The sequence below is a fragment of the Citrobacter sp. wls708 genome (assembly GCF_005281255.1).
GTDB classification, from domain to species: domain Bacteria; phylum Pseudomonadota; class Gammaproteobacteria; order Enterobacterales; family Enterobacteriaceae; genus Citrobacter; species Citrobacter werkmanii.
Map to the genome: position 1 here is coordinate 38280 of NZ_SZXE01000043.1, position 18415 is coordinate 56694.

An 18415-nucleotide genomic window follows, 5' to 3' on the forward strand; every position below is an offset into this window, starting at 1 on the left:
CGCGGAGGGGATTTTTTTCACCGATTTTACAAGAGGTCAGCACATGAGCACCTTAGGTCATCAATACGACAACTCCCTGGTTTCTAACGCCTTTGGTTTTTTGCGTCTGCCGATGAACTTCATGCCGTACGATAGCGACGCCGACTGGGTGATCACCGGCGTACCGTTTGATATGGCAACGTCTGGCCGCGCGGGCGGTCGCCATGGCCCGGCAGCAATCCGTCAGGTTTCTACCAACCTGGCGTGGGAGCACAACCGCTTCCCATGGAACTTCGATATGCGCGAGCGCCTGAACGTGGTGGACTGCGGCGATCTGGTGTATGCGTTTGGCGATGCCCGTGAAATGAGTGAGAAACTGCAGGCACACGCAGAGAAACTGCTTTCTGCAGGTAAGCGCATGCTTTCCTTCGGTGGCGACCACTTCGTCACGCTGCCGCTGCTGCGCGCGCACGCAAAGCACTTTGGTAAGATGGCGCTGGTGCATTTTGATGCCCACACCGACACCTACGCTAACGGCTGCGAATTCGACCACGGCACCATGTTCTATACTGCGCCAAATGAAGGGCTGATCGATCCGAATCACTCTGTACAGATCGGTATTCGCACTGAGTTCGACAAAGATAATGGCTTTACCGTACTGGATGCCTGCCAGGTGAACGATCGCAGCGTGGACGACATCATCGCCCAGGTTAAGCAGATCGTCGGCGATATGCCGGTGTACCTGACCTTTGATATCGACTGCTTGGATCCTGCGTTTGCGCCAGGGACCGGCACGCCGGTGATCGGCGGCCTGACGTCCGATCGTGCGATCAAGCTGGTACGGGGTCTGAAGGATCTGAATATCGTGGGGATGGACGTGGTGGAAGTGGCACCGGCTTACGATCAGTCTGAGATCACCGCGCTGGCGGCGGCGACGTTAGCACTGGAAATGCTGTATATTCAGGCGGCGAAGAAAGGCGAATAAATAATAGTCGGACTATTTTACTCGTCATTTTGGGTCCGGGCAGTGCTCGCCATCCTCACGTACTACGTGTACGCTCCGGTGGCTGTGCGCTGGCCGGGCCCAAACTGACTTCGCCAATTACGTCCGATAATGGGATGAAATCTGTAGGCCGGATAAGGCTTCACGCCGCCATCCGGCACTGCTTGAAGATTACTTAATTCCGTCCGCGCTCATGCGATCGCGAATATGCTGCGCACGTTCGGCGGATGCCGGGTGATCGTCAAACATGGAGCTTTGACGTCCGGCTTCCAGTTTTGCCAGTTTCTCAAAGCTGGTGGCTAAGCCTGCCGGATTGATCCCGCGTTTGCGCAACAAATCATACGAGTAATCATCCGCTTCGGATTCCTGACGCTGGGAGAACTGTGAGTTCACCAGTTTCTCGCCAAGATCGCCCAATTGCGACTGCGACAGGCTGCCGACAATGCCGCCAGCGGAGGCCGCCGCTGCACGCACCGCGTTCGTGCCCAGCGCAACCTGCATGCCTTTTTTCACGTGACCCAACGCGACGTGGCCCATTTCGTGGCCGATCACCGCTTCGACTTCGTTATCCGTCATCATATCCATCAGGCCGCTGTATACACGGATACAGCCGTTCGCCATGGCAAAAGCATTTACATCTTTCGCCATATAGACTTTGTAGTTCACCGGCTGGCCGTTAATGTTATCGCCAAGCGCGGAGGCGATTTTGCCAAGACGCGTTGCATACTCGCTGCCAGCCGGGGCGATGGTAGCTTTGCTGTCCATATCATTACAGGCCTGATCGCTCAGCGCTTTTACCTGAGCATCGCTCAGGCTGTAGGCCTGAAAAGCCTCTGCGCCAGAGGAAAGCAGTCCGTTTGAGTCCATGTTCTGGCAGCCGGCCAATGCCGCCGCCATGCTCGTAGCAAGCAGTAAAGCGCGAATTTTCATTTTTTCTCTTCCGCACAAAGTCAGGATTATTCTAAAAAATGCGTCGTTTGCAGGTTAACCGACGCTCAGCATAAGTATAAAGAAAAGAACAATAAGCGGGCGAGAAGATTGCGCAACATGCGTGCATGATCCAGAGATTTCTGAAGCGGTAAAAGGATGCTCCATGTACATGACACGCGGCTTGGGTTACATTGTTGGCACTTTTTTCCGGCGTAGCCCAAAACGCGCTGTCGTCAAGTCGTTTAGGGCGTGGCCTTCATTATCCGATCTGGAGTCAAAATGTCCTCACGTAAAGAGCTTGCCAATGCTATTCGTGCGCTGAGCATGGACGCAGTACAGAAAGCCAAATCCGGTCACCCGGGTGCCCCGATGGGTATGGCTGACATTGCCGAAGTCCTGTGGCGTGATTTCCTGAACCACAACCCGACTAACCCGTCCTGGGCTGACCGTGACCGCTTCGTACTGTCTAACGGCCACGGCTCCATGCTGATTTATAGCCTGCTGCACCTCACCGGTTATGACCTGCCGATGTCTGAACTGCAGAATTTCCGTCAGTTGCATTCCAAAACACCGGGTCACCCGGAAGTGGGTTACACCGCAGGTGTTGAAACCACGACGGGTCCTCTGGGCCAGGGTATTGCGAACGCAGTCGGTATGGCTATCGCTGAAAAAACGCTGGCGGCGCAGTTTAACCGCCCAGGTCATGACATCGTTGACCACTTCACCTACGCTTTCATGGGCGACGGCTGCATGATGGAAGGTATCTCTCACGAGGTATGTTCTCTGGCCGGTACGCTGAAGCTGGGCAAACTGGTTGCGTTCTACGATGACAACGGCATCTCTATCGATGGTCACGTTGAAGGCTGGTTCACCGATGACACCGCTAAGCGTTTCGAAGCTTATGGCTGGCATGTGGTTCGTGGCGTTGATGGTCACGATGCTGACGCGATTAAACGCGCAGTTGAAGAAGCGCGCGCAGTGACCGACAAACCGTCTCTGCTGATGTGCAAAACCATTATCGGTTTCGGTTCTCCGAACAAAGCGGGTACCCATGACTCTCATGGTGCGCCGTTGGGCGATGCTGAAATCGCACTGACCCGCGAACAGCTGGGCTGGAAATACGCGCCGTTCGAAATCCCGTCTGAAATTTATGCCCAGTGGGATGCGAAAGAAGCAGGCCAGGCAAAAGAAGCTGCGTGGAATGAGAAGTTCGCCGCATATGCGAAAGCCTTCCCGCAGGAAGCGGCTGAATTCACCCGTCGTATGAAAGGTGACATGCCGGCTGATTTCGACGCGAAAGCGAACGAGTTTATTGCTAAGCTGCAGGCGAACCCATCCAAGATCGCCAGCCGTAAAGCGTCTCAGAACGCGATCGAAGCATTCGGTCCTCTGCTGCCGGAATTCCTTGGCGGCTCTGCTGACCTGGCACCTTCTAACCTGACTCTGTGGTCTGGTTCTAAAGCGATCAACGAAGATACCGCCGGTAACTACATCCATTACGGTGTGCGTGAATTCGGTATGACCGCTATCGCTAACGGTATCTCCCTGCACGGTGGTTTCCTGCCGTACACCTCTACCTTCCTGATGTTCGTAGAATATGCCCGTAACGCGGTGCGTATGGCTGCGCTGATGAAACAGCGTCAGGTGATGGTCTATACCCACGACTCCATCGGTCTGGGCGAAGATGGCCCGACTCACCAGCCGGTAGAGCAGGTTGCGTCTCTGCGTGTGACGCCAAACATGAGCACATGGCGTCCGTGTGACCAGGTCGAATCCGCCGTGGCGTGGAAATACGGTGTTGAGCGTCAGGACGGCCCGACCGCGCTGATCCTCTCCCGTCAGAACCTGGCACAGCAGGAACGTACCGAAGAGCAACTGGCGAACATCGCTCGCGGCGGCTACGTGCTGAAAGATTGCGCTGGTCAGCCGGAACTGATCTTCATTGCGACCGGTTCTGAAGTTGAGCTGGCTGTGGCTGCGTGGGACAAACTGACAGCTGAAGGCGTGAAGGCGCGCGTGGTTTCCATGCCGTCCACCGACGCGTTCGACAAACAGGATGCCGCTTACCGTGAATCCGTACTGCCGAAAGCCGTTTCTGCACGCGTGGCAATCGAAGCGGGGATTGCTGACTACTGGTTCAAATACGTGGGCCTGAACGGCGCTATCGTCGGCATGACCACTTTTGGCGAGTCTGCTCCGGCTGAGCTGCTGTTTGAAGAGTTCGGTTTCACCGTAGACAACGTTGTCGCGAAAGCAAAAGAACTGCTGTAATTACGGTTACAGATGAAAACGGGTCGCTTAGGCGGCCCGTTTTTTTTGGACACTGATTGCGGCAGAAAAGTGTGTTAAGCATTTTATCTTTCATCTATTTTTCATTTAATATAAGTGTCCGGCTGAATCTATTATATTTTATCGATAAAAACTGACGTGAATGCACTGGTTTTTTGTGCGTTTTCATAAATTTGAAATACATTTCAAATTAAATGCATTCATTGCATTTATTATTTGAGTAGGTCTGTATTGAATTTTAATTATTCCGTCTTTTAAGTTCATTTTTATCAATGTCTTTATATTAAGGGAGTATGATGAATATTAAACACGTTAGCGCCGCTTTTCTCCTGTTCTGCGCTGCAGCCGTGGAGGCTGCACCTCAAGTAATTGCACATCGAGGAGGGACCGGGGATGCGCCAGAAAATACCTTACCCGCTATTGAAAAAGCGTTGAATAACCATGCTGATGCCATCTGGATAACCGTCCAGCTAAGTAAGGATGGTGTGCCTGTGTTGTATCGTCCTTCCGATCTTAGCAGCCTGACAAATTTAAAAGGCAAGGTCTCTGAATTTACCGCCGAGCAGCTAGCGAAAGCCGATGCGGCCATTAATTTTGGTACCCCTGACTCCCCTTATCGTAATAAAAATATCGGTATTCCCACGTTGAAACAGGCGCTAACGCGCTGGCCAGATACGTTCTTCTATCTGGATATAAAATCCCCGGATGCAGTACCGGCCGATATTGCCAATGCAATCCACCGCGTTTTGAGCAGCAGCAAGGCGCTACAACGTACGCGTATCTATTCGACGGATTCACGCTTTTTAGCGGCGCTGCCTCCGGATGTGGCCCGTTTCGAAAGCCGGGATATAACGCGTACGTTACTGGCCAATGTTACCATGGGTCACCAGTGCGGAATTACTGCCGAAGATTCTCGGGAGCGCTGGTATGGCCTGGAGCTTCAGAGCCAGGTTGAGGTGGTTGAAAAATTCACGCTGGGAGAGGGGCGCTCTAAAGCAACAATGCGCTGGGATGACGAAGCGATGTCCTGCTTCCGTTCACAGCCGGGCGCACATATCATTCTACTTGGCATCAACGATGCCGAGAGCTACCAGCAGGCTGTGAAACTTGGAGCTGACGGCGTTCTCGTCAATTCTCCATTGATGATTGCCGGGTTGAAATAGCGGTTGTAGGCAATAAGCCATCCGGGGGGAACATTATTCCATCGGATGGCGAGCGTTATTATGACGCTGAGGCAGTTTTAATGGGGGTGTTGCGGTAAAAATGTGACATAAGTCAGATAACTGCGTTCTGTCGCTGGACAATCATTCCTTTTATTCCGCGTTTCGCTTATTCTAGCTGAAGCGTTTCAGTCGATTAAATGTTCGACAATTAACCAATTAGTCGCAGTTTGCGACAGGTAAGGTTTCCCTGAGCGATTTGCTGCATTACTCTGTCTGCCACATCGTTTCTGAGAAATCCTTGCAGGAGACCTATGACCGTACGCGTAGCGATTAATGGTTTCGGTCGCATCGGACGCAACGTGGTTCGTGCTTTGTATGAATCCGGGCGTCGGGCGGAAATCACCGTGGTGGCAATCAACGAACTGGCGGATGCTGCAGGCATGGCGCATTTGTTGAAATATGACACCAGCCATGGGCGTTTTGCCTGGGATGTTCGTCAGGAACGTGACCAGCTCATCGTTGGTGATGACGCGATCCGCATTTTGCATGAGCGAACGCTTGACGCGCTGCCATGGCGTGAACTGGGTGTTGACGTTGTGCTGGATTGTACGGGCGTCTTCGGTAACCGCGAACACGGCGAGGCGCATATTGCCGCCGGTGCAAAAAAAGTGCTCTTTTCACATCCTGGCAGTCCCGACATCGACGCAACGGTTGTATTTGGCGTTAATCAGGATCAGCTGCGCGCTGAGCACCGAATTGTATCCAACGCCTCCTGCACCACGAATTGTATAATTCCCGTCATTAAATTGCTGGATGATGCTTACGGCATTGAGTCTGGTACCGTTACAACGATCCACTCTGCGATGCACGATCAGCAGGTGATTGATGCCTATCATCCTGACCTGCGTCGTACGCGAGCGGCCAGCCAGTCAATTATTCCGGTTGATACCAAACTGGCGGCGGGTATTACGCGAATTTTTCCGCAATTTAACGATCGTTTTGAAGCGATCGCGGTGCGTGTACCGACCATAAATGTGACGGCGATCGACTTAAGCGTGACGGTGAAAAAACCGGTAAAAGCCAGCGAAGTCAACCAGTTGCTGCAAAAGGCAGCACAAGGTGCATTTCATGGTATAGTTGACTATACGGAATTACCGTTGGTCTCTGTAGATTTTAACCATGACCCGCACAGTGCCATCGTTGATGGTACGCAAACGCGCGTGAGTGGTGCTCACCTGATCAAGACTCTGGTCTGGTGTGATAATGAATGGGGCTTTGCTAACCGTATGCTCGACACAACGTTAGCGATGGCTGCTATTGGTTTCAGGCTCGACGCTTGAGCGTCGACAAAACTTTAAGTATCAACGAGAGGATTCACCATGTCTGTAATTAAGATGACCGATCTGGATCTGGCTGGTAAACGCGTTTTTATCCGTGCCGACCTGAACGTACCAGTTAAAGAAGGGAAAGTAACCAGCGACGCGCGTATCCGTGCTTCCCTGCCGACCATCGAACTGGCCCTGAAGCAGGGTGCTAAAGTGATGGTAACTTCCCACCTGGGTCGTCCTACCGAAGGCGAGTACAACGAAGAATTCTCTCTGCTGCCGGTTGTTAACTACCTGAAAGACAAACTGTCTGCTCCGGTTCGCCTGGTAAAAGATTATCTGGACGGCGTTGAAGTCGCTGCCGGTGAGCTGGTGGTCCTGGAAAACGTTCGCTTCAACAAAGGCGAGAAGAAAGACGACGAAGCTCTGTCCAAAAAATATGCGGCGCTGTGCGACGTATTCGTCATGGATGCTTTCGGTACGGCTCACCGTGCGCAGGCTTCTACCCACGGTATCGGCAAATTCGCTGATGTAGCTTGCGCGGGTCCGCTGCTGGCTGCTGAGCTGGACGCGCTGGGCAAAGCGCTGAAAGAACCGGCTCGTCCGATGGTTGCTATCGTTGGTGGTTCTAAAGTTTCTACCAAACTGACCGTTCTGGACTCCCTGTCTAAAATCGCTGACCAGCTGATCGTTGGCGGCGGTATCGCGAACACCTTCGTTGCCGCTCAAGGCCACAACGTCGGTAAATCCCTGTACGAAGCCGACCTGGTTGACGAAGCTAAGCGTCTGCTGACTACTTGCGATATCCCGGTTCCGACCGACGTTCGCGTAGCGACTGAGTTCTCTGAAACTGCGCCGGCGACGCTGAAATCCGTTAGCGACGTGAAAGAAGACGAGCAGATCCTGGATATCGGCGACGCTTCTGCACAGCAGCTGGCTGAAATCCTGAAGAATGCGAAAACCATTCTGTGGAACGGCCCGGTTGGCGTGTTCGAATTCCCGAACTTCCGTAAAGGTACTGAAATCGTTGCTAACGCTATCGCAGACAGCGAAGCGTTCTCCATCGCGGGCGGCGGCGATACCCTGGCAGCAATCGATCTGTTCGGCATTGCTGACAAAATCTCCTACATCTCCACTGGCGGCGGCGCTTTCCTCGAATTCGTGGAAGGTAAAGTATTGCCAGCAGTAGCGATGCTCGAAGAGCGCGCTAAAAAGTAAGCATTTAATGGGCAGGGTAACCTGCCCAATTATTAGCGCGCTTTAGAGCGCGCGCCCTTTCCAAGGCCGAAGATACAGGACTCGCAACATGTCTAAAATTTTTGATTTCGTAAAACCAGGCGTAATCACTGGTGATGACGTACAGAAAGTTTTCCAGGTAGCTAAAGAAAACAACTTTGCTCTGCCAGCTGTTAACTGCGTTGGTACCGACTCCATCAACGCCGTACTGGAAACCGCTGCAAAAGTTAAAGCGCCGGTAATCGTACAGTTCTCCAACGGTGGTGCTTCTTTCATCGCGGGTAAAGGCGTGAAGTCCGACGTGCCTCAGGGCGCTGCAATCCTGGGTGCTATCTCTGGCGCGCATCACGTTCACCAGATGGCTGAACACTACGGTGTTCCGGTTATCCTGCACACTGACCACTGCGCGAAGAAACTGCTGCCGTGGATCGACGGTCTGCTGGACGCGGGTGAAAAACACTTCGCAGCAACCGGCAAACCGCTGTTCTCTTCTCACATGATCGACCTGTCTGAAGAGTCTCTGGAAGAGAACATCGAAATCTGCTCCAAATACCTGGCGCGCATGTCCAAAATGGGCATGACCCTGGAAATCGAACTGGGTTGCACCGGTGGCGAAGAAGACGGCGTGGACAACAGCCACATGGACGCTTCCGCACTGTACACCCAGCCGGAAGACGTTGATTATGCGTACACCGAGCTGAGCAAAATCAGCCCGCGTTTCACCATCGCCGCTTCCTTCGGTAACGTACACGGCGTTTACAAGCCGGGTAACGTGGTTCTGACCCCGACCATCCTGCGCGACTCTCAGGACTATGTTTCTAAGAAACATAACCTGCCGCACAACAGCCTGAACTTCGTCTTCCACGGCGGTTCCGGTTCTACAGCTCAGGAAATCAAAGACTCCGTAAGCTACGGCGTAGTGAAAATGAACATCGATACCGATACCCAATGGGCGACCTGGGAAGGTGTTCTGAACTACTACAAAGCAAACGAAGCTTACCTGCAGGGCCAGCTGGGTAACCCGAAAGGCGAAGATCAGCCGAACAAGAAATACTACGATCCGCGCGTTTGGCTGCGTGCTGGTCAGACAAGCATGATCACCCGTCTGGAACAGGCTTTCAAAGAACTGAACGCGGTTGACGTTCTGTAATTTACGCCGTTCTACGTGACATGAGGCCCGCCAATGCGGGCCTTTTTTATTGCCATTTCAACAGGCTGCTGGCAGAGATTTCTGTGATCTGTTTGGCAAAAATCAGGTTTATTGTTTACTCTTGTCAGATTGCCAGTCCCGGCGGGGCGGCTTTATTTTTTCCCATTTGGGTAAGCAAAAAAGGAATAGTGAATGGAAGATTTGAATGTTGTCGACAGCATAAACGGGGCGGGCACCTGGCTGGTCCGCAATCAGGAACTGCTGTTGAGCTATGCCGTCAACATCGTTGCGGCCATCGCCATTGTTATCATCGGTATGATTGTGGCGCGTATCGTATCAAACACCGTTAACCGTCTGATGGTGTCGCGGAAAATTGATGCAACGGTTGCCGATTTTCTCTCCGCACTGGTGCGCTACGGTATTATCGCTTTCACGCTGATTGCCGCGCTGGGCCGCGTAGGGGTGCAAACCGCCTCCGTGATCGCCGTTCTCGGTGCCGCAGGTTTAGCCGTGGGTCTGGCGCTGCAAGGTTCGCTGTCCAACCTTGCCGCAGGCGTGCTGTTGGTGATGTTCCGTCCGTTCCGCGCGGGTGAGTATGTAGACCTCGGCGGCGTAGCGGGAACCGTACTTAACGTGCAGATTTTCTCTACCACCATGCGTACCGTAGACGGTAAGATTGTGGTGATCCCAAACGGAAAAATCATTGCCGGGAACATCATTAACTTCTCTCGCGAACCGGTTCGCCGTAACGAATTCATTATCGGCGTGGCCTACGATTCCGATATCGATCAGGTGAAGAAAATCCTCACCGATATCATCCAATCCGACGAGCGCATCCTTAAAGATCGTGAAATGACGGTGCGCCTGAATGAACTGGGCGCTTCTTCGATTAATTTCGTTGTACGCGTCTGGAGCAACAGCAGCGATCTGCAAAGCGTCTATTGGGACGTACTGGAGCGTATTAAGCGCGAGTTTGACGCCAACGGCATCAGCTTCCCGTATCCGCAGATGGATGTGAACTTCAAGCGTGTGAAAGAGAACGCGGCAGAGTAATCTTTTTCTGCACCACGGTGCCGGATGGCGCTTCGCTTATCCGGCCTGGTCAGATTTCTATACTGTAGGCCGGAGAAGGCGTTAGCTGCTATCCGGCAAAATATCCTCTCATTAATTTCTCTAATCTACGATTAATATTATCAATTTCCGCTAATGATTCTCCCGCGCTATAGTCTGCTCCTAAGAGAAATAGTTCGGGATGAGTAACGTGTTATCTTATTATTTTCAAGGGCTTGCGCTTGGCGCGGCCATGATACTACCGCTTGGTCCGCAAAACGCCTTTGTAATGAACCAGGGCATTCGTCGCCAGTATCACATCATGATTGCATTACTCTGTGCCATCAGCGATCTGGTGCTGATTTGCGCGGGGATTTTTGGCGGTAGCGCCTTGCTGATGCAGTCACCGTGGCTGATGGCGCTGGTCACCTGGGGGGGAGTGGCGTTTCTACTCTGGTACGGTTTCGGTGCGTTAAAAACGGCGATGAGCAGTAATCTGGAACTGGCCAGCGCTGAAGTAATGAAGCAGGGGCGCTGGAAAATCATCGCCACTATGCTGGCGGTGACCTGGCTTAACCCACACGTTTATCTGGATACCTTTGTGGTGTTGGGGAGTCTCGGAGGCCAACTGGACGTTGAACCTAAGCGCTGGTTTGCGTTGGGTACCGTCAGCGCCTCGTTCCTGTGGTTCTTTGGTCTGGCATTGCTGGCGGCCTGGCTGGCGCCGCGTCTGCGCACTGCTAAAGCACAGCGCATCATCAATATCTTAGTAGGATTAGTGATGTGGTTTATTGCTTTTCAGCTGGCAAAAGAAGGTGTTACGCATGTTCATGCGCTGTTCAACTAAGTGTTGTCTGATGGACAACGCAGCGAGATCGGCTAAGCTTGCCTGCATGTGCCCTGAGTTTCGGGGTAATTAATGAAACATGGAGGAACGACCGTGAAGTTCAAAATAATGGCCCTGGCGGCATTAGTCGGATTCAGCGCACTATCGGTACAGGCAAATGAGTTGCCAAACGGACCGCACATCGTGACTTCCGGAACGGCAAGCGTGGATGCAACGCCTGATATCGCCACCCTGGCGATTGAAGTCAATGTTGCTGCGAAGGATGCGGCTTCAGCGAAGAAGCAAGCCGATGAGCGCGTGGCGCAATACCTGTCCTTCCTTGAGCAGAATCAGATAGCGAAGAAAGACATTAGCGCTGCCAACCTGCGCACGCAGCCGGACTACGATTACCAGAACGGCAAAAGCATCCTCAAAGGTTATCGTGCGGTGCGTACCGTTGAAGTGACGCTGCGTCAGCTGGACAAACTCAACGCTCTGCTTGATGGCGCGCTAAAGGCTGGTCTGAATGAGATCCGTTCGGTATCGCTTGGCGTCGCCCAACCGGATGCCTACAAAGATAAGGCGCGTAAAGCGGCAATTGATGATGCAATTCATCAGGCTGAACAGCTGGCGGCGGGCTTTAACAGCAAACTGGGACCCGTTTATAGCGTGCGCTACCACGTGTCCAATTATCAGCCGAGCCCGATGGTACGGATGATGAAAGCAGATGCAGCGCCTGCGGCATCCGCTCAGGAAACCTACGAACAGCCGGTTATCCAGTTTGACGATCAGGTTGATGTGGTCTTCCAGATTGAACCGACTGCGGGGCAGCCGGCAGCAACACCTGCCAAAACCCAGTAATCTTTTCAAACCCGGCCTTCCAGCCGGGTTTTTTCTGTGAGCAACTGTAAAAATGAGATCTCACATCCAGTCTTTTTTTTCGCCGTAATGAGGATAGGCCATAGCGATTTTTAAGGGGACGCTATGGATATTTTTATCTCGAAAAAGATGCGTAATTTCATTCTGCTGGCGCAAACCAATAACATCGCCAGAGCGGCAGAAAAAATCCATATGACCGCATCGCCTTTCGGTAAAAGCATTGCTGCACTGGAAGATCAAATCGGCTATACGCTGTTTACCCGCAAAGATAACAACATCAGCCTGAATAAAGCCGGGCAGGAGCTCTATCAGAAACTGTTCCCTGTTTATCAGCGTCTCTCTGCTATTGATAACGAAATCCATAACGCCTCTCGCCGCTCGCGAGAAATCGTCATCGGCATCGACAATACCTATCCAACGATTATTTTCGACCAGTTGATTAGCCTTGGCGACAAGTACGATGGTGTGACGGCTCAGGCCATTGAATTCAGCGAGAATGGGGTGATCGATAACCTGTTCGATCGGAAACTGGATTTTATTATCTCACCGCAGCACGTTTCCCCTCGCGTGCAGGAACTGGAAAATCTGGCGATTAGCGAGTTGTCTCCGCTGCGTCTGGGGTTTCTCGTTTCCCGGCGCTACGAAGAAAAACAGCCGCATGAGCTGCTACGTGAGCTGCCATGGCTGCAAATGCGCTTCCAGAATCGCGCCAACTTTGAGGCGATGCTCGATGCTTACATGCGGCCCTGCGGAATTCATCCGACGATTATCTACCGCCCGTACAGCTTTATGGCCAAGATTAGCGCGGTGGAGCGTGGGCAGTTTTTGACGGTGATCCCCCATTTTGCCTGGCGGCTGGTTAACCCCTCGACGTTGAAATATTTTGATGCGCCCGGCAGCCCTATGTATATGCAGGAATTTCTCTATTCGCTGAAAAACCATCGTTATACCGCCACGATGCTTCAGCATATTGCTGAAGATCGTGAGGGTACGGCAAGTTAAACGAGCATCGATCCGGTTTCGATCAGGTTACGATGCAGATCGAACGCATGGCTGAGATCGTGATGGATATGCCCGCCGGGCGCTCGTTCCAGATAACGGTGCAGGTAGTCCCGATACAGAGGATGCGCACAGTTATCAATAATCGTGTGCGCCCGCTGCATCGGAGATAACCCACGCAGATCGGCAATTCCCTGTTCGGTAACGATCACTTTGACGCTATGTTCGCTGTGATCGACATGGCTGCACATCGGTACGATGGTGGAGATTTTCCCGCCTTTGGCAATCGACGGCGCCATAAAGATCGACAGGTAGGCGTTGCGCTCGAAATCGCCGCTGCCGCCAATGCCATTCATCAGGTTCACACCTGCTACGTGTGTGGAATTGGCATGACCGTAGATGTCAAACTCCAGACCGACATTGAGCGCAATGACGCCCAGCCGACGAATGATTTCCGGGTTATTGGAAATCTCCTGCGGGCGCAGCACAATCCGGCTGGCGAAGAAGTCCATGTTGTCATAAATCTTCTGCAGCGATGGGGCTGAAATGGTCAAACTAGAGGCGCTGGCGCCGGTTATCTTGCCCGTTTCCAGCAGATGCACCACAGATTCTTGCAACACCTCGGAATACATCATAAAGGGTGGAATATCCGGGTTCTCGCCCAATCGCGCCATTACCGCGTTGTTGATATTGCCCACGCCGCTTTGTAAGGGCAGGAATTCCGCTGGGATGCGTTTGTGCGCCATTTCCGCCAGCAGAAATGTCACCACGTTATCGGCAATTTGCTGGCTGACCGGGTTGCTTTTATCCGCGGCATTTCCGGCATCGGGTAGTTCGGTATCCACGACCGCGATAATTTTTTTCGGGTCTATCTGCACACACTGGCTGCCCACGCGATCCATGGTGTGAAAAATCGGTACGCTGTTTCGCCGCGGCGGCGCGCCGGGTATCACAATGTCGGCAAACTCCGCCACGCGCGGGTTATGGTAATGATTCAGTTCGATAATCACCTTTTTCGCCCGCAGCAGCCAGGTCGGCGCGTTGCCGATGCCGCTGGAAAGCCAAATCCGACCATCTGGCGCAATGGCGGAGGCTTCAATGACGGCAACATCGATCTCGCCAAAAAAGCCATAATTGACCATTTGCGCCACTTCGCTCAAATGGAGATCGACAAACCTCACCTGACCCTGATTAATTTTCTCGCGCAGGCCCGATGATGTTTGATAGGGAGCCCGCCAGGAAACGGCATCCGCCGCGGATAACGCATCATCAGCGGCAGCGCCAATTGAGGCTCCTGTCAGCAGGCGGATTTGAAAAGGTTGCCCGACCTGATGCCGTTCGCAGGCGAGTTGAGCAATTGCGTTAGGTAATGCTTTTGGCGAACCCGCAGGGGTAAAGCCGCTGAATGCCACCATATCGTCGTGCTGGATAATTTCTGCCGCTTCTTCGGCACTCATCCGTTTCATGGCCGTCTCCTTCCTCGGGCGTGATTAATGGCCGACAAAATTGGGTTTACGTTTTTCCATAAACGCGTTCATCCCTTCCTGATAATCCTCGCTGTCGTACACCGCGCGGCGCATGCCCTGAATACGCTCAAATTCGTCTGAGTTCATGGTGTGCGCTTCGCCCAGCACGCGCAATTCTTCTTTAATGACGGCGATGGCCAGCGGCGCTTTCTCCGAGATGTGGTGCGCCATTTGCAGAGTGAAATCCTCCAGTTCGTCGACAGGAACCACATGGTTGAGGATCCCGACGGCCATCGCTCGCTGAGCGGTAATCGGCGAGGCGGTAAAGATCAGCTCTTTCACGATGTGGAACCCAGCATCGCGGGTCAGGTTGTGGATGCCGACCAGGTTATACGGTACCCCGAGGTTGACCGGTGTCATCGAGAAGGTAGAGGTTTCAGCGGCGATGATGAGATCGGAACTCATGATCATCTCAAACGCGCCGCCCCAGACGCTGCCTTCGACCATGGAGATCACCGGTTTTGGATATTTTTGGATCATGCGGGTTATCTGGCGCAGCGGATCGTCATAAGAGAGCGGATCGCGACGTCCGGAGGGGAGTTCATGAATATCATGTCCGGCAGAGAACACTTTGGCCCCGCTCGGGGCGCGCAGAATGATGCAGCGAATTTCCGCACGATTAAGATCGCTCAGCGCCTGCATCAGATCGTCGATAAACACTTTGCTCAGCGCATTGAGTTTGCGGGTGTAATTGAACTCAATAACCGCGACTTTCTGGATGATGACTACGTTGACGTATTGATAAGACATAATGTTCTCTTTATTCAAAGTAATGATGCTGGATAAATTCACTGATGTGACGCAGACCGGTACGCGGCGAAAGGTCGTTATTTTTGACGGCCTGCAGCGTCTGCTGGAAATAACGGTCGAAATCAGTCCGGGTAAACAGCAGATGCAAAGCTTCTTCTTCAGCCTGCTTGTGTAACCAGTCCACCGCTTGCTGCTGGCGGACTTTTTCCAGTCGACCGCTGACGGTAAGGCACGTTTTAAAGTCAGTTATCGCCTGCCAAATCTCCTCGATGCCACGTTTTTCCAGGGCGCTACAGGCCAGAACCTGCGGCTGCCACTCGTCATACTTGCGGCGCAGAATATGCAGGGCGGATTCGTACATATGGCGGGCGATGGCAACCTGGTTACGGTTATCACCGTCGTCCTTGTTGATGACGACCAGATCCGCCATCTCCATCAGGCCCTTTTTGATGCCCTGCAAATCGTCGCCACCGCCGGCAATTTGCAGTGAGATAAAGCAATCCACCATGCCGGCGACTTCAGTTTCTGACTGCCCGACGCCGACGGTTTCCACAATCACCACGTCAAAGCCCGCCGCCTCGCACAACAGCATTAATTCACGGGCACGCTGGCTGGCGCCGCCTAAATGACCGCTGGAAGGAACCGGGCGAATAAATGCCGATTCTGCGCGGGACAGTTCCGTCATCCGGGTTTTATCGCCAAGAATGCTGCCGCCGCTAACGGGACTACTGGGATCGACCGCAATCACTGCCACCCGTAATCCCCGACGGATCAACAGCATACCGAACGCCTCCAGAAAGGTGCTTTTGCCCGCGCCCGGCGTGCCCGTGATGCCCAGACGCAGCGCGTTACCGGTGAACGGCATTATCGCGTCCAGCAATTGCGTACTCAGTGGCTGGTGGCGCGGGTGGCTGCTCTCAACCAGCGTCATCGCCTGGGCAAGCGTGGCCCGTTCACCGCGCCGCAAGCGTCGGACGGCATCGTCAAGCGTGGCGGCGTTAATCATGACGCTGACTGATCCGGGTCAATACATCGCGGACGCTGTCGAGCATTGGCGTGCCGGGGCCATAAATGGCTGCCACGCCATGCTCGTACAGGAAGGCGTAGTCCTGTGGTGGTATCACACCGCCTGCCACTACGCAGATATCTGCGCGTCCCCAGCCTTTGAGCGCCGTGACCAGTTCAGGGATCAGCGTCTTATGCCCGGCAGCCAGTGACGATGCGCCTATGACATGTACATCGTTTTCTACCGCCAGACGGGCGATCTCTTCTGGCGTGGAGAACATCGGACTGAGATCGACGTCGAAGCCGAGATCGGAGTAGGCGCTGGCGATCACTTTCGCGCCGCGATCGTGACCATCCTGGCCCATCTTGGCGATCAGGATCCGAGGTCGGCGACCATTTTCCGCGAGGAACTGTTCGGTTTGCGCAACAATGGCGTCGAACTCATTGGCGGATTTGTCGGACTGGTGATAGCTTTGCGCAATCACGCCGGTGACGCACTGGCTGGGCACCAGATAGCGGTCAAAAGCGGCTTCCAGCGCGTCGGAGATCTCACCGAGCGTGGCGCGAACGCGGGCGGCGTTAACGGCGGCGGCCAGCAGATTTTCATTATGCTGCGCGGCGTGGGTCAGCGCCGTCAGCGCGGCGTTGACGGCATCATTGTCGCGAGTGGCGCGGATATGCTGCAACGAAGCAATCTGTTCGTTGCGCACCTTCACGTTGTCGATTTCCAGTACCGACGTTTCGTCTTCTTTATCCAGCTTGTACTTGTTCACGCCAACGATGACGCGTTTGCCCTGGTCGATCAGCGACTGCTCGCGCGCCGAAGCTTCTTCGATCATCCGTTTGGGGAGTCCAGCTTCAATCGCCTTCGCCATGCCGCCCGCTTCATCAATTTGTTTAATGATCGTGCGCGCCTGCTTCACGATTTGATCGGTCAATGATTCGACGTAGTACGATCCGGCCAGCGGATCGACGGTGCGGCAGATCTCTGACTCTTCCTGGATGATGATCTGCGTATTACGCGCGATGCGGGCGGAGAAATCGGTGGGTAGCCCGAGCGCTTCATCAAAGGCGTTGGTGTGCAGCGACTGGGTGCCGCCAAGCGTGGCGCCGAGTGCTTCAATGGTTGTGCGGATCACGTTGTTGTAGGGATCCTGTTCGGTCAGACTCCAGCCGGAGGTCTGGCAGTGGGTACGCAGAGCGAGAGATTTCGGGTTGGTTGCGCCAAAACCGCTGACGGCTTCACTCCACAAATAGCGAGCCGCGCGCAGCATGGCGACGTTCATAAACAGATCCATGCCGATACCGAAGAAGAATGACAGACGCGGGGCGAAGTCATCAATTTTCAGCCCGGCAGACAGTGCGGCTTTGATGTACTCAATGCCGTCAGCCAGCGTAAACGCCACCTGCTGGACGCAGTTCGCTCCGGCTTCTCCCATGTGATAACCGCTGATACTGATGGTGTTATAGCGCGGCATATTGGCGGAGCACCAGGCGATGATGTCGGCGATGATGCGCATTGAAGGCTTTGGTGGATAAATGTAGGTGTTGCGGCACAGATACTCTTTCAGAATATCGTTCTGAATGGTCCCGGTGAGCTGTTCCGGCGTTACGCCTTGTTCCTCAGCCGCGACGATATAAAACGCCAGGACCGGCAGCACCGCGCCGTTCATCGTCATCGACACCGACATCTTATCCAGCGGGATCTGATCAAACAGTACCTTCATATCTTCGACGGTATCGATCGCCACGCCCGCTTTGCCGACATCGCCCGCCACGCGCGGGTTGTCAGAGTCATAGCCGCGGTGGGTGGCAAGGTCAAAGGCAACGGAAAGTCCTTTTTGTCCGGCGGCGAGGTTGCGGCGGTAAAAGGCGTTGGATTCTTTGGCGGTAGAGAAACCAGCATACTGGCGGATGGTCCACGGCTGCGCGGTATACATGGTGGCGCGTGGGCCGCGCACGTAAGGCGGCAGGCCGGGCAGGGTGCCCGTGACTTCCAGATTATCGAGGTCAGCCTCGGTGTACAGCGGCTTGATGACAATCCCTTCCGCCGTCTGTCTTTCCAGCGACTCAACGGTTTTTTCCCGTCGACTGAGTTCTTTATTGGCAAGTGTTTGCCACTCTTGCACGTTAGCCATTTTTTGCTCCGTATTACGCAATAAGTTGAATCTTTACGAGATACGGTGAGCTTTTTCATTTGGCTTGTCGCCAGCAAAAAATAGCCAACAGGGCGTCGTTTTTTGCCGCGTGGTATGTTTTATTTTGTGATGTATTTCAAAGACGTGGCGGGAATAACATGAAAAAG

15 protein-coding genes are annotated in these 18415 nt (G+C 53.6%); 10 read left to right on the forward strand and 5 right to left on the reverse strand.

Annotation, left to right across the window (positions count from 1 at the left end; all coding sequences use genetic code 11):
* Positions 1-43: 43 nt before the first annotated feature.
* The gene (speB, locus tag FDW97_RS21470) at positions 44-964 is read left to right on the forward strand and encodes an agmatinase (RefSeq protein WP_003027056.1); all 921 of its coding nucleotides are present in this window, start codon (positions 44-46) and stop codon (positions 962-964) included.
* A 189-nt stretch (positions 965-1153) separates the two neighbouring features.
* Here the strand turns inward: speB and FDW97_RS21475 are convergent, their stop codons facing one another.
* Positions 1154-1912 (reverse strand): M48 family metallopeptidase, encoded by a 759-nt coding sequence (locus FDW97_RS21475; protein WP_137351599.1) that lies wholly within the window; start codon positions 1910-1912, stop codon positions 1154-1156.
* 279 nt (positions 1913-2191) lie between these two features.
* Here FDW97_RS21475 and tkt point away from each other — a divergent pair, with 279 nt between their 5' ends.
* The 9 genes from tkt to FDW97_RS21520 all read left to right on the forward strand — a co-directional run bounded on the left by tkt (position 2192) and on the right by FDW97_RS21520 (position 12832).
* Entirely contained in the window at positions 2192-4183 is a 1992-nt protein-coding gene (gene tkt, locus FDW97_RS21480; protein WP_085048755.1) for a transketolase, read from the forward strand.
* A gap of 311 nt (positions 4184-4494) precedes the next feature.
* Positions 4495-5364: a glycerophosphodiester phosphodiesterase family protein gene (locus FDW97_RS21485; protein ID WP_085048756.1), complete on the forward strand. Its 870-nt coding sequence runs from the start codon at positions 4495-4497 to the stop codon at positions 5362-5364.
* A 311-nt stretch (positions 5365-5675) separates the two neighbouring features.
* Complete coding sequence (gene epd, locus FDW97_RS21490; protein WP_038633548.1) at positions 5676-6704, forward strand: erythrose-4-phosphate dehydrogenase; 1029 nt, start codon at positions 5676-5678, stop codon at positions 6702-6704.
* A 39-nt stretch (positions 6705-6743) separates the two neighbouring features.
* Positions 6744-7907, forward strand: coding sequence for a phosphoglycerate kinase (pgk, locus tag FDW97_RS21495; RefSeq protein ID WP_006686863.1), 1164 nt, complete (start codon positions 6744-6746; stop codon positions 7905-7907).
* 88 nt (positions 7908-7995) lie between these two features.
* Positions 7996-9075 carry a class II fructose-bisphosphate aldolase gene (gene fbaA / locus FDW97_RS21500; RefSeq protein ID WP_038633542.1) on the forward strand — a complete coding sequence of 360 codons (1080 nt, stop codon included), beginning with the start codon at positions 7996-7998 and terminating at the stop codon, positions 9073-9075.
* A 192-nt stretch (positions 9076-9267) separates the two neighbouring features.
* The gene (locus FDW97_RS21505; protein WP_038633539.1) at positions 9268-10128 is read left to right on the forward strand and encodes a small-conductance mechanosensitive channel MscS; all 861 of its coding nucleotides are present in this window, start codon (positions 9268-9270) and stop codon (positions 10126-10128) included.
* Positions 10129-10336: 208 nt separating this feature from the next.
* Positions 10337-10972 (forward strand): arginine exporter ArgO, encoded by a 636-nt coding sequence (gene argO / locus FDW97_RS21510; RefSeq protein WP_038642859.1) that lies wholly within the window; start codon positions 10337-10339, stop codon positions 10970-10972.
* 93 nt (positions 10973-11065) lie between these two features.
* The gene (locus FDW97_RS21515; protein WP_003027002.1) at positions 11066-11812 is read left to right on the forward strand and encodes an oxidative stress defense protein; all 747 of its coding nucleotides are present in this window, start codon (positions 11066-11068) and stop codon (positions 11810-11812) included.
* A gap of 123 nt (positions 11813-11935) precedes the next feature.
* Positions 11936-12832 carry a LysR family transcriptional regulator gene (locus FDW97_RS21520; protein WP_038633537.1) on the forward strand — a complete coding sequence of 299 codons (897 nt, stop codon included), beginning with the start codon at positions 11936-11938 and terminating at the stop codon, positions 12830-12832.
* Here FDW97_RS21520 and FDW97_RS21525 read toward each other — a convergent pair.
* From FDW97_RS21525 to scpA, 4 genes are read right to left on the reverse strand one after another with little or no spacing between them, the layout of a single operon-like run.
* Positions 12829-14295: an acetyl-CoA hydrolase/transferase family protein gene (locus FDW97_RS21525; RefSeq protein WP_038633535.1), complete on the reverse strand. Its 1467-nt coding sequence runs from the start codon at positions 14293-14295 to the stop codon at positions 12829-12831. The genes FDW97_RS21520 and FDW97_RS21525 overlap by 4 nt on opposite strands.
* Positions 14296-14319: 24 nt before the next feature.
* Positions 14320-15105, reverse strand: a complete 786-nt coding sequence (scpB, locus tag FDW97_RS21530; protein ID WP_110496893.1) for a methylmalonyl-CoA decarboxylase — start codon at positions 15103-15105, stop codon at positions 14320-14322.
* A gap of 10 nt (positions 15106-15115) precedes the next feature.
* Positions 15116-16111: a methylmalonyl Co-A mutase-associated GTPase MeaB gene (gene meaB, locus FDW97_RS21535; protein ID WP_038633531.1), complete on the reverse strand. Its 996-nt coding sequence runs from the start codon at positions 16109-16111 to the stop codon at positions 15116-15118.
* The gene (gene scpA, locus FDW97_RS21540) at positions 16104-18248 is read right to left on the reverse strand and encodes a methylmalonyl-CoA mutase (RefSeq protein WP_087856782.1); all 2145 of its coding nucleotides are present in this window, start codon (positions 18246-18248) and stop codon (positions 16104-16106) included. The genes meaB and scpA overlap by 8 nt, the downstream gene beginning before the upstream one ends.
* Positions 18249-18415: the final 167 nt, after the last annotated feature.